Source organism: Roseimaritima multifibrata, from assembly GCF_007741495.1.
GTDB lineage: Bacteria > Planctomycetota > Planctomycetia > Pirellulales > Pirellulaceae > Roseimaritima > Roseimaritima multifibrata.
Window position 1 is genome coordinate 5,090,971 of sequence record NZ_CP036262.1, and the last position, 12,719, is coordinate 5,103,689.

The 12,719-nt window shown below is 55.4% G+C and carries 7 protein-coding genes and 1 riboswitch; of the genes, 4 read left to right on the top strand and 3 right to left on the bottom strand.

Annotated features, from left to right (window positions below):
• Positions 1 to 170 precede the first annotated feature (170 nt).
• A complete protein-coding gene (locus FF011L_RS18405; RefSeq protein ID WP_145353123.1) occupies positions 171 to 2,306 on the top strand; it encodes a TonB-dependent receptor plug domain-containing protein in 2,136 nt (711 codons plus the stop codon).
• Between the two features lie 461 nt (positions 2,307 to 2,767).
• Here the strand turns inward: FF011L_RS18405 and FF011L_RS18410 are convergent, their stop codons facing one another.
• A complete protein-coding gene (locus tag FF011L_RS18410) occupies positions 2,768 to 4,681 on the bottom strand; it encodes a hypothetical protein (protein WP_145353124.1) in 1,914 nt (637 codons plus the stop codon).
• A 207-nt stretch (positions 4,682 to 4,888) separates the two neighbouring features.
• On the opposite strand from FF011L_RS18410, the gene FF011L_RS18415 reads away from it, so the two are divergent.
• On the top strand, positions 4,889 to 5,461 hold the full coding sequence (locus FF011L_RS18415; protein ID WP_145353126.1) for a hypothetical protein: 573 nt from the start codon (positions 4,889 to 4,891) through the stop codon (positions 5,459 to 5,461).
• Between the two features lie 32 nt (positions 5,462 to 5,493).
• Here FF011L_RS18415 and FF011L_RS18420 read toward each other — a convergent pair whose 3' ends face one another.
• Positions 5,494 to 6,594 (bottom strand): aldose 1-epimerase family protein, encoded by a 1,101-nt coding sequence (locus FF011L_RS18420; protein ID WP_145353128.1) that lies wholly within the window; start codon positions 6,592 to 6,594, stop codon positions 5,494 to 5,496.
• A gap of 677 nt (positions 6,595 to 7,271) precedes the next feature.
• Positions 7,272 to 9,026: a DUF1598 domain-containing protein gene (locus tag FF011L_RS18425; RefSeq protein ID WP_218932727.1), complete on the bottom strand. Its 1,755-nt coding sequence runs from the start codon at positions 9,024 to 9,026 to the stop codon at positions 7,272 to 7,274.
• A gap of 1,001 nt (positions 9,027 to 10,027) precedes the next feature.
• A riboswitch (cobalamin riboswitch) is annotated at positions 10,028 to 10,260 on the top strand.
• Between the two features lie 240 nt (positions 10,261 to 10,500).
• Here FF011L_RS18425 and FF011L_RS18430 point away from each other — a divergent pair.
• Positions 10,501 to 11,532, top strand: coding sequence for a DUF1559 family PulG-like putative transporter (locus tag FF011L_RS18430; RefSeq protein ID WP_145353132.1), 1,032 nt, complete (start codon positions 10,501 to 10,503; stop codon positions 11,530 to 11,532).
• 77 nt (positions 11,533 to 11,609) lie between these two features.
• Positions 11,610 to 12,428 (top strand): DUF4465 domain-containing protein, encoded by an 819-nt coding sequence (locus FF011L_RS18435; RefSeq protein WP_145353134.1) that lies wholly within the window; start codon positions 11,610 to 11,612, stop codon positions 12,426 to 12,428.
• Positions 12,429 to 12,719: the final 291 nt, after the last annotated feature.

Sequence of the window (12,719 nt, forward strand, 5' to 3'; positions counted from 1 at the left end):
GGGATTAATCGCGTCGCACAACCGCGAACCGCTGGTTCATCTGGCATAACCGTTCCTGTTTCTCATTATCTGTCAAGCTGTACGGACTCTTTTGGATGTCTTAGCGTTGCAACCGCCAACAGCCGAATGACTCGCATATCACGTACATCCTTGATATCGAGAAGAACAGTATGCCCCGCACCGGTCTCCGCTTGAAAATAGTGCTATTCATCGGCATCACTGGCTGCTTTGGATATGTCCACGCGCAAGACGCAGGGGCTCAACTCCCAAACGCTCCCATCGCCAATGCCGACGATGCCTCCGCGGAGACCGTTCAAGAAGCAGTGAACGGGGACGCCGATCCGGAAACGTTCGACACGTTGCCAATGGCCCCGGAAACCACGGTGACTCCGCCTCAAAATCGCTCCAGCAACACCGGCTCTGGATCTCCGCTGGCCAATCCCGGAAGTGCTCCCGTTGCCGTGCCGGCTCAAGTGAGTTCAAACGATACCGGGAATTCGACTTCGGCCAACGGAACCTCAAACGTTCCCTCGAACTCGGTCGTCACCGATTCACGGTCGCTCCGCCCCGGCAACCAAGTCGGCAGTTCGATGACGGTGATCAGTCGTGAAGCGATCCGCAACACTGGTCAGGCAAGCGTTGCGGCGGTCCTCCGCAGTGTGCCTGGACTGGATGTGGTTTCGCAGGGAGGCCCAGGCCAACAGACTTCAGTCTTTATGCGTGGAGCGAATAGCAACCAAACCAAAGTGATGCTTGACGGGATGCCGATGAACGATCCAGGCAGCCCAGGTCGCGGCTTTGATTTTTCGACCCTCACCGTGGATGAAGTCGAACGGATTGAAGTTCTTCGGGGCCCCCAAAGCACGCTTTACGGCAGCGATGCCATCGGCGGTGTGATCAATATCATTACTCGCAAAGGTGGTGAACCGATCACCGTCGTCAGCAGCGAAGGCGGATCGTTTTCAAGCTCAAGAACAACCGCCCGCACGGCGGGCGGAAATGACCGTCTCTACTATGCGCTGGGAGGCAGCTACAACGACACAAACGGCTTTTCCGCCGCAGCCTTGCCCCCCGGGAATACGGAAGCCGACTTCTATCGAAACGGGACCATTTCCGGGCGACTTGGATGGCAGGCAACCGAACAGCTTGCAGTCGATATCGTTGCTCGGCACACCGATTCCGATACAGGAACCGATGGTTTTCCACCGCCAACCTTCACGCTCCAAGACGACCTTTCGTCCCTGGAACAGGTTTCCACGGTGATGCGTGCACAGGCGACCTGGACGACGGCCGATGGGATCTGGAGTCATCGGCTGGGTAGCGGGTATTCCGAATTTGAACGAACTTTCTTCTCCGATTTCGGAGGCACTTTCTACGGACGAACCGGGCGACTGGATTGGCAGAACGACCTCCTCCTGGTCGACCAAGAGGACGTTCGCTGGCAACTCACCAGCGGGATCGATTTCCTGGAAGAAGTCGCTCGGAACGATACGGTTCCCCAGGCAAGGCAGGGGAACTTAGCTGGATACTTCCAAACCAATATCGATTTAAATGATCGCTTGTTCCTCGGTGCCGGTGCCCGCTGGGACGATTACAGTCGAGCTGGTTCTGCGTTCACGTACCGGATTACCGGCCGGTACAATGCAACCGAAGCAACCGCATTGCACGGAGCAATCGGGACCGGATTCCGAGCTCCAGCACTCGATGAACTGCTCGGTTTAGTTGGCAACCCGCTGCTCAATCCGGAACAGAGCAAAGGCTGGGAAGCGGGGGTTCAGCAGCGCCTTCTTGATCAGCAAATCACTTTGGACGCGACTTACTTTCGCAACGACTTTAACGATCTGATCCAGTTCGAATTTGATCCACTGGCCCCCGGGCCGTTCGGCGGGACCCTGCAAAACGTCAAACAAGCACTCGCCTCCGGAGTCGAATTAACCAGTTTGTGGGCCCTGACCGATGAAACGACCCTGTTCGCCAACTACACCTTCACCGACACTCGAGACCGCTCCACAGGCGATCCGCTGTTGCGTCGCCCCAAGAATAAGTGGGCGTTTGGATTCAGCCGATACTATCCCAACAACCGAGCCAACGTCACCTTGCAGGCACTGTATGTAGGCGACCGAACGGATGTTGGCACGGTCCTGGATGACTACTGGTTCGTCAACCTTGCAGCCTGGTACCGGTTCAATGAATCATGGCGAACCTTTGGACGCATCGACAACCTCCTAGCCCAAGACTACCAACCGGTCGCCGGCTACCAAGGGACACCGTTTTCAGCCTACGCCGGACTGGAACTGAGGTTCTAGCGGCGGAGTGGTAGTAAAAAACCGAAGCCGCCGAATGACAGCCTGTTTGCTTTCCTTGGGCTCACCCCGGAAAGTGCAACAAACATTGACGAACCAATCGGCCTGGCACAACGTCCCCTTGTCGGTTTACCCGACAGGAACGAAAGATTTGAAATTAGAAGCGGTCACCCACAGCGTATTGCCCGCGGTTCGGCTTGCCGCTGAAAGCGGCAAGCCGAACCGCGGGCGGGAGCTATTCAAAACATGTGATCTAACTTCAAATCTTTGCTTCATGCCAGACAAGCTGGCATGGGGCCAATGCCACGTAGAGACCTGCAAATCGCTCACTAATAAATCGGACGTCCCTCGCGAAAGTAGCATTGGGCGACGCGACTTTTGGAAATGACCGTTCCCTAGCGGATTGCTGCTGTGCGGGCAATCCATCAGCCCCCAACTCGCAAGGCAAGCGAAAAGCGTTGCCGCTATCGCATTCCAACCGACAACCAACCATCCGTGCTGGTGATATCCCGAGGATAAATCAAAAGGCTTTCGACTTCTTGCATCGGAATTTCCACGGGGCGATTGAGGATCGCTTTGGGGAATGCTTCGGCGAATGCGGTCTGGATGTTCCCTTTGATGGCTACCTGTGAAACGCTAAGCGTTCCGCGTCCAGGAAAGTCGACATCGACTCCACCCTTTCGCAACAAGTAAACCTTGTCCTCGAACTTAACAGGCTCGTAGACCGCGGTGATCTCAATCGGCCTGGCCAACTCGCGTCCGCTCTGGCTGAAACGTGTTCCACGAATCCCAAATCGCAGCTGATTATCACGGGATTCGAAAATGACGGGGCGGAACCGAGCAAAATCGATCTCGTAGGGCTCGACAAGTTTCTCTTCGCTGGCATCCGCTGCGTCAGCTTCAGAATCTTCTGGAGGATCGATAAAGGGGGGCAACTGTTTGGAAGCATCCTCAGGCTGCAAACTTTCCAGCAAGTCGTCCAACTGTTTTTTGGTCATCGTGCGTCCCGCCAAAACTCGCGAGGCGACGTTATCGATAACCGATTCATGCAACTGAACCGAAAGGTAATCGTTCGCGACGTAGCTAGGCGGAAGGGTTAGTGCAGCGACTTGACCTTCAGCGGCCTGGTGGAGATCCAGGTAGACAAAATCGTCTCCTGCATACAACTGCCTATCCGGCGTCGGCAAATCCAGACGCTGCAGAATGACTTGAAGGTCGTTTAACGGCTGATCCATCCGCCGACCACCGAACTCGGCTGTCTGGCGATCAAATTCGCTCGCAACCTGGCTCTCCAGTTTCCGCACGGCGATCCGTTCGGCCTGCGGTTTCTGCTCGGCAGCCCGTTTCGAGGCGATTTTGCGAACCAGCTTGAGCGGGTGATTGATCCGCAGGATGTCCGTATGCACGTTGGCACTGGCGGCCACCGGCTGCAAATGGATTCCCGATTCGTTGATCAGCAACAGCCGAGACGCAGTGACGCTACCACAACCGACCGTATCCACACTGACCGGACCGTTGTAGCCAACATTTTGGCTCGAAAAATTAGCCGCCAAAGTCAATCGGAGCTGGATGGTTTCCTGTGATGGAAGCAGGTCGGCTTGGACCGAACCATTCAGGCTTGCGGAACCTTTGATACGAGTTCCCAAAATACAATCATTGACCGACTGGCAACGTTGAATGTTTCGAGAGGCGACTCGGTTGATCATATTTTCGCCAACCATGACCCGTGCGTTAGGCCGACGGGGCAGCGCTTTGGTAATCGCGGTGAGGGCTTCTTCCTGGTCCGACAATTCCAACATCGTCATCACCACCGAAAGGGCAGCGGCGTCATCGGGTGAGGGGACCGCTTCCATTTCACGCACTCGTGTCGCCAAGCGATCAAGCTGAGTGCTTAACTGGGTGATGGTTTGGTCATGCCGACGAAACCGGACAGCCGCCTGCATGTGCTCGGCCGCGGTCCGCAAACGCCGCAGGGCGGTCAGATTTAAACCGTCCAAATTGCGGCTCATGCGGTGCTGCAACGCCTGAGCCATTCGCCCTTGGTCAGCGGGAGACGCCCCGGATTCAATGGCATCGATCACTGTTTCGGGCTGCAAATAAGCGAACCAAGCGTCGCGGTTCGCATCGCTACTGGTTTGGCTTAGAAATGTATCCAGACTTTCAACCGCCTGGAGAAATTCAGCCTGAGCCGATTCCAGGTCAGGCAGTTGCTCGACATCCAGCAAATCGATGGCTGCGGCCAATTGATCAGCGGCCCCACTTCGCTCTTCCTGAGTCCACTCCGCGAGCGCAAAATTCGGTAAAAGAGCAGCGATAGCCAAACAAACAACCTTTGGCATCCCAACCGACCAGTGCTTCCTGTTCAACCAATGACGCATAGTTCCCATCCTTTGCCGATAGCAAGTCTTCAACGTTTCCTTAACTAACCCTCATTCTCGCCTCAATCGCCCTATATTGTAAACAGGATGGGCTCGCGAAAGAGCCGCATTAATGCGAAATTAGGGGGGTAATGCCAGCTGTTACATGCTGGTCCCTCATCTGCTGAAATTCCTAGTCCATCCTCTTTCCAACGACAGGTGTATTAAATGTCAAATGATTTCCAAGCTGCTGAAAAGAAACTGAACCAACAGTTTTACGCAGATGTGAATGAAGAACTGATGGAGGACCTGCATCGTGACATTGATTCGGTTGAAGAAGCCGAAGCGCTTGCCGCGGTAACGGGGATCTCCGACCGCAATTTATTGATGGAACTGGTGACGTTGAAGGTTTCGGCAGAGACTTTTGCGGCCTTTCGGATGGCTCCTTTGGTTGCCGTCGCATGGAGCGACGGGCAACTACAAAAGCAGGAACGTGAGGTTTTGCTGGATGCCGCCGCCCGCAAGAACATCCAACACGGCTCGCCAGCCTACCGCCTTCTTGATGAATGGTTGGACCGACGGCCTCCCGAAGAACTGATGCGAGTCTGGTTGGTCTACGTTGAAGAAATCTGCGATGCCCTGTCCAACTCCGCCGTATCGGTGCTACGCGCCGAAGTGATCGGGCAAGCCGAAATGGTCGCCCAAGCCGCAGGCGGATTCCTTGGAATCGGCGCAACCAATCAAGCAGAAAAGTCTGTGTTGACGACGATTCGAAATGCCTTTCCTCGTGAAATGACATAGCCCAAAACAGACGATGCTCTTCACGGCTGCGGCTACAGCAAGCGGTGCTGCGAGGCAAACCCTTCGACCTCGGTAGCCGACTGCAAGACATTTAAGCTCAGACGGTACACAACCGTCCCGCCCGGTTCGAGGCTAACGATTCGTCCGGCGGCTTCCTCTTGGCTGCGTTGGTTCGGCAAATTGGTCGCCGGTTCCAATCCGACGACATACCCATCCTCAACCGCAGCGGTGTTTTTCCACATCACCAAGTGGGGCAGGGTCGTCGTATCAAAAGCGACCCCCAGCCCTTGCTGGGAATCGGCCGACTGAAGAAGGGCGGCCGACCAATCGCCGGTGGCCTCTGGGGCGATGAAATAAACCCGTTCGCCATATCCAGAAACGGGCGGTCCGACCTGATTCCATTGTTCGATTTCCGCCTGGGATGTGGCGTCTTTTCCGGTCACATCGGTACTGGCGATCCGGACCTTGGCGCCAGCGGACAACAGCGGGACGCCCACATTGATGTGGTACAACATCTGAGTCTTGGCAGGCTGCGACATCCGGTTGGTCACGCGGTCTTCGACCTGAACCTGCGACTGGCCGGCAGTGACCGTCAGGCACGATTCCAGTTGCAGATTTTTGAAAAACAATCGCGATTCATTGACCTGTCCCGAGAGTGTCAAACGTCCGCTCTCAGCATCGAATTCAACCTTCAGATTTCCGGCTGGCAGGTTGGCGATTCGCCCGTGCAGCGGATAGATCAATTTCCCATCGGCATCCCACTCGGGGGCTCCGTTACTTTCCAATCCGCAGCGGACCAGCAATTCGTCAAATCCCTCCAACCAGCCAATCCCACTGTCGTCATGGATTGGTACCAGAGCAGGATGGACCGGCCCTTCGACAGGCGATTTCCATCCCAAGGTCTGCTCGCCGGCCTGAATCTTCCAGATCCCCATTCCTCGGGTAGGCAAGACCCAAACACAAATGGCGCCGGTATCGATCTGAATGACTTCAACGCCGTCGGCCGCACCTGAGACAAAACGTCCGCGTCGCAAACTTACGTTCGCATCCGCTGCTCCACTAACTCGCTGCACAACCTCGCACAACGTTGGCGTTTGCTCCCACTGAATCGCGGAATCACTCGAAATCTGCATTTTTGACACCTATGGTAAATGGGTCCTCCAATTATCAATGAAAAGAGTTCCAAGCCCAGCCCACATCAGAAGTGCATCTGAATTCGAGCCAAACATTCGCTTCCTCGGCGTTTTAAGCAGGGCGAAGGAGGCGATGTTTATAGGTGACGGTTTTTGAAGCCTTTCGCGGAGGGCGTGAAAAGAATAAATGAAGAAAGTCTGGCTCCCCTCGCCCTCAAAACAAGCTCGCCTAAAACAGGTTTGATACAAGACCAACGGTTCGCCAGCTAATGCAATTAAGGTCGATTCAAAGGCTTATTTTGGGGGAGAGGGGCTGGGGGAGAGGGGCCGACAGCGTTGGGCAAGGCCTGGCATAATCGCTTCAAATCCGAGGCGTTCACCACGTCTTCGCTGCAAAATCGCCGCCTGGAAATCTCCCCCTCTCCCCCAGCCCCCAAGCAAGCTCCACTAAATCAAACAAAGAGGCAGAGATCACGCAATGAGCTAGCAGAGATTTCTTCCGCAACAAAGAGCTCGCTTAGGGGCGAGGGGAGCCAGACTTTCTTCATCTATAAATCGCACGTCCCGAGCGAAAGGCGACAATCACATTGCTATGCTCGCCAGTGCGCGGACTGACCGGCAATCGATTGCAGGTCCCAGCGTTGAATCAATATCTGAACGAGGTTGTCCCGCGACTTCTATTCGCTTTCCAGTTCATTACCGTCCCACCACCAATGATCCGATGGAGTTGGCTTGGAGGCTGCCGGAGATCGCACGCTGGCCAACGTTTGATAGGTTTCCAAATTTGGCTGAAGCGTGTTTGTTGGATCCAAATGGATGCCTCCGCTGGCGACAATGATGTGGTGTCGTTTACTGCCGTGACGCACCGATTGCATTACCGCAATCGAATCCACACTGGTCGGCACCGGCAGCGGGCTGATCGTGGTGGTATTTCCACGGACCAGAAACGGAGCCTGCATAGGCCGCCGAACCTGGTCGGGAACATGCTGTTTTAGCAACTGGGCAACGGCGGCCATACGGTACAAATTCTGCAGCGAATGATAGATCGGATACTGTCGAGAAATCGCAGGCAGATGCTGATTGAAATCGCGGACGAAGCGATGACTTCGGGGATCGGTTGCGACCGGCCTACGATTTCCGTTGACGTCCGGCCGCTGATCTTCGGAAACCAAGCGACAGGGAACGCCTGTCACTTTAAAGACCGTCCGATCCGCGTCCGCCTGGACCGATAACGGCTGACCGGTGAACCACAATCGCAACAACGTACCACTGGGCACTCCTTGACCGATCATCGCGGTTACTTGATCTAAGTAACTGGGGACACTGTCGGGAAGCGGGTGCTGCTCCAACGCCAATTGTTTCATGTGCCGATCCGCATCGACCAAAAACCAGGCCAGCATGCTGTCGGGTTCCGTCCCAAAAACCTCCACACGTTGTCGCCCCAGCGCCTCTCGCATTGCCTCCGCAGCGTCGGCGACCGGGATCTGTTTATTTCCAATCCGTTCAGCCACCTGCAACGACTGAGCAATTCCTTTGTTGGTCGGATCGATCGTGCAGCCAAAGGACTGCCCCGATTCAACCGCTTGAACCACCGCCAACAGCATCGGTAACTGCCAGGGTACGTTTCCCGTCAGACGATCGCGAGGCCAATCATCGGATGTAACGATTCCGCCAACGGGCCCACTCAGCACAACATCTTCATTGACCGAATCGATAAAGACGTAATCGACTTCCGATAGCCCAGCTAAGTTATAAAGCGAAGCGGAGGGAGCTTTCCCCAGGGCCTGAATCCGCACCCACTCCGCCCCCAAACGCTTCAGTGAAACGTATCGTCGTTTCGCGGGCCGCGTCCAATCGGGCAAGAGGCTGTCGTTTGAACGACCTGCATCCGCACTGGGGGCCAATAATAGGTCCGAGGGAAAACCGGAGCGATTCCGTAGATTTTCCGAGGTCACCAGTTCGGTCACCAAGCCGCTTGAATCGACCACGATCCCGCCATAGTAGGGCGCCATCGTGGAGGGCCCTCCCATCGTTTCTTCCCATGATTCCGGCGCGACGGTGGTCTGAATCAGATTCATCAAGGAAGAAAAATCCGCAAGGCTACCGGCTCCAAAACGATTGTCGCGGACGGCTCGAATCCCTGCAGCCTGATCAGCGGGATCAGCGACATGGGAAAGCGATCGCGATGCCCCCGTCCAAGCCCTCGCAGCGGCTTGCTGTTCAGCTAAGCCAGCCCATCCAGGATCACGCTGATTCGCGGGCGCTTGTTCCAACGCCGCTCGAGCAACCGCAAATTCACCGGCAGCCGCCGCGCTGACGACCGCTTGAGCGTGAACGATTTCAACGGAGACAAGCGAGCTCAATCCCACGACCAGAACGCCGAAGAGGACGTCTCGCCAAGTTGTCGTTTTCAGTCCACTCACAAATTCCATCGCAGCCCTCTCGGCAAAAATCCGGTTAGCGAAGACAAACGTCCTCTGCAGTAACAAAAGACTGCTTCCCTTCTTTCTACCAGAGACGCAGCGGAAACCGCAAATTTTGTATTCAATCAAAACTGGTGACGATCGCGACGCGTCCGTGCTTAGGAACATCGACTACCCCACGGGGTGGGACGTGAAATCATTCAGTGACGGTTTCCAAGGCGGGTTGCTGAGATGCGACAAGGCATCAAAAGATCCCAACCCGCTGCGTTAGCGAAGGATCGTGCCTGGCTATTGCTGTCCCTCGCTTACGCAGCGGGTTGGGATTTCGACAGCTGAACGGTCCCTGTCTGCTTCCGCCGGGCTAGTCCCGGTCCGGGGCAAGCCCGGAAACGGAACTCTCGATATTTGGAGCTAAAAAGGTGACGATTTCACGCCAGCCCATCCGAGTCTGAGTGCCGTGCTTTTAGCCCAGCGGGCGGCAGATACTTGCCGTTGGCGCAACGGCTTGCTGAATTAGTGATTGTTGCCTTTCGCTCGGGACGTGCGATTTATAAATGAAGAAAGTCTGGCTCCCCTCGCCCCTAAGTGAGCTCTTTGTTGCAGAAGAAATCTCTGCTAGCTCATTGCGTGATCTCTGCCTCTTTGTTTGATTTAGTGGAGCTCACTTGGGGGAGAGGGGGAGATTTCCAGGCGGCGATTTTGTAGCGAAGACGCCGTGAAAGCCTCGGATTTCAAGCGATTATGCCACGCCTTGCCCAACGCTGTCGGCCCCTCTCCCCAAAAACAAGCCTTTGAATCGACCTTAATTGCATTCGCTGGCGAACCGTTGGTCCAGTATCAAACCTGTTTTAAGCGAGCTTGTTTTAAGGGCGAGGGGAGCCGGACTTTCTTCATTTATAAAACGCACCTCCCCCGCGAAAGTAACTTCAAGGGACCGTTCTTTCGCCTACACGCGTTACCTAGACAGGAACGCCAACAGGGGGACGTTGACTCGTGCCAATCGCTTGCCTAGGCTATTTGTTGTTCGTGGTGACCTGAGGGTTCGTTAAACCTTCAGGTAAACAGGGAATACCGGTGAAATTCCGGGACGGTCCGGCCGCTGTGTGTCACTGGCAATTCTCACAGGAGAATTGCTCCCGTTGCTCCTTCTTTGGAAGTGCCATTGCTCGCGTTGCGAGTGAGAAGGCAGTGAGCGATTGGAAAGGTGGCGAGTCAGAAGACCTACCACGACAAAACGATTAAGTGCCCTCTCGGATTGGGGCGGTCGTTGCAGTGAGTTTATGTGTCTTCGTACTTGATTCCATAAGCCCACTGATCCCCGTTTCCACGGATCACCCCCCGGGACTTTCGTTTTCAACAGCTTTGTTCACCCCGCTTTCATTGTTACGTTTTTAAACAAAGACGCTAACAACCGGCTGAAGGTACGCGCGAACAGAAAGTCTGTTGATCGAAAACGGCTGTCCCGGTTTCCCGGACACCGACAATGCCAGATTTTTCGTTACCCGGACCTCAAGCCTTTCGGCCTGTGCCGTCCCCGTGCATCAAAATTTGCAAGCTGAACCAAGATCAAATCTGCACCGGCTGCGGAAGGTCTCGAGCCGAAATCGGAAACTGGTCGAATTGGTCCAATCCAGCGCGTCGGGCATGCCTCCAACGCGCCGAGGATCGACTGAATGCTGCCGACTGGCTGACCGATACCCAACCGGAATCCGACGCCCAAACCGACAGCAAACCACCTCGATCCGGCTTCACACTTGTCGAACTGTTGGTGGTGATAGCGATCATTGGAATTTTGGTCGGGCTGCTTCTTCCCGCGGTGCAAGCGGTCCGCGAAGCGGCAAGGAAAACACAGTGCAAAAACAATCTCCATCAGCTGGGGATCGCTTTGCACATGTACCACGACGTTCATAAAAGCCTCCCCATGGGCTGCTTGGAATGGCGCAGTTTTTCCTCCCCTCCAACGCACCGGCAGATGGCTTGGTCGGCGATGCTGTTGCCCTTTTTGGAACAGCAAAACGTTCACGACCAAATCGATTTTGGGCTCGCCTTTGATGCCCCCGAAAACGCTGCCGCAGCCGCTCAACGAATCTCCGCATACGAATGCCCAACGGCCCCTGAAAAAATCCAAACTCGCGGCCGAACCGACTATGGCGGGCTGTATGGCGAACGGATCAATGACTCGATCCCCGAAGACGGGCTGTTTCTTTATGAGACCGCGATTTCTTTCCGCGGCATTCGCGATGGATTGACTCAAACGCTGGCCGTTGCCGAGGACGTTGGCGGCCCGGACAGCGAATGGATCAACGGTCGAAACGTGTTCGTCCAAGCCTACGGAATCAACGATCCGGAAGCCTGGGTCGGAGACAACGAAATCCGCTCATTGCACCCCAGCGGAGCGATCGTGTTATTCGCCGATGGACGAACTCAGTTCATGGCCGAAACCATCGACAAAACGATCCTCGGCAAATTGATCACTCGATCGGGCGGAGAAACCGTGTCGGCATCCGACTTTTAGTCGCCAACGTTTTCAAGCGTCCACTGAACAACCATTTTTCAAACTTTCTTCATTATTCCTCCAGAGAAACCACCACGATGAACGCTTCACGATTCCTTTTGATTGCCTTGGCGACCACCGTTTTGCCACTGTCAGCTTCCGCAGCAACGATGATCAGCTTTGACGAATTATCGCTCAGCCCCAACAGCTATTTCGATGGCCATGGCGCCGGTGCGAGCTCTGGAACCTGGACATCGCAGGGAGCCACCTTTAACACAGGGACTTACGGCCCTGGCTGGAGCTATTCCAACGTCTCCGACAACACCACCGCCGGCCACACCAACCAGTGGTCTGCCGTCCCGGGGACCGACGCAAGCGGTAGCGGGAACTACGTTATCGGCACCACGTTCAGTCCCAACGGCGCCTATTTTAATCTTCCCGGCAGTGAAAAGATCTCTTCGATCGCGGTCACGAACGCCACCTACGCCTACCTCTCCATGCTTAATGGTGACGCGTTCGCAAAAGAGTTTGGGGGGACGACCGGCGACGACGAAGACTTTTTCCAAGTCACCTTCACAGGATTTGACAGTTCAAACGCTGGAGGTTCGTCTCTTGGTTCGGTCGACTTCTTTTTGGCCGATTACCGTTTCGCGGACAATGCAGACGACTACATCATCGATAGTTGGCAGACCGTTGACCTATCCTCGCTGGGGAACGCTCGCTCGATCGGCATCTCATTGGCCAGCAGTGATGTAGGGATGTTTGGGATGAACACACCCGCCTACGTTGCCATCGATAACATTGCATTCCAAGCGGCCGCCGTCCCTGAACCAACCAGTCTGTTGTGCATAGGAGCGTTGGTATTAGCCACTAGCGCTCGCCGAATCCGCAATCGATTCGCGTCGCTCGCCAGCTGACGCCAAGCAATGCCGTCTACTTTCTTAGCGGAACGGCGCGAGCCGTCCGGCCCGGCAACCGCTCCATAAAAAAGGCCGGACGACTTGCCGCATGTCGATTTAGTCGAAAGCGGAGGGAGGTTGTAGCCTTTCGCGGGGAACGTCGCATCAATAAATGGCGTAGTGGACGAGGCAACGAGTCCGGCAATATGGGACTCGTTGCCTCGTCCACTACGCTAATGAGAGCGAGGCACCAGAAAACCCCAACCCGACGCGTCACGGGGCGGACGGCTTAGGACCAATGTCCCGAAA

What these genes read in the sequence shown, in the direction of transcription:
- FF011L_RS18405 (WP_145353123.1), top strand. Translation starts at nt 171, where the DNA reads ATGCCCCGCACCGGTCTCCGCTTGAAAATAGTGCTATTCATCGGCATC.
- FF011L_RS18410 (WP_145353124.1), bottom strand. Translation starts at nt 4,681, where the DNA reads ATGCGTCATTGGTTGAACAGGAAGCACTGGTCGGTTGGGATGCCAAAG.
- FF011L_RS18415 (WP_145353126.1), top strand. Translation starts at nt 4,889, where the DNA reads ATGTCAAATGATTTCCAAGCTGCTGAAAAGAAACTGAACCAACAGTTT.
- FF011L_RS18420 (WP_145353128.1), bottom strand. Translation starts at nt 6,594, where the DNA reads ATGCAGATTTCGAGTGATTCCGCGATTCAGTGGGAGCAAACGCCAACG.
- FF011L_RS18425 (WP_218932727.1), bottom strand. Translation starts at nt 9,026, where the DNA reads ATGGAATTTGTGAGTGGACTGAAAACGACAACTTGGCGAGACGTCCTC.
- FF011L_RS18430 (WP_145353132.1), top strand. Translation starts at nt 10,501, where the DNA reads ATGCCAGATTTTTCGTTACCCGGACCTCAAGCCTTTCGGCCTGTGCCG.
- FF011L_RS18435 (WP_145353134.1), top strand. Translation starts at nt 11,610, where the DNA reads ATGAACGCTTCACGATTCCTTTTGATTGCCTTGGCGACCACCGTTTTG.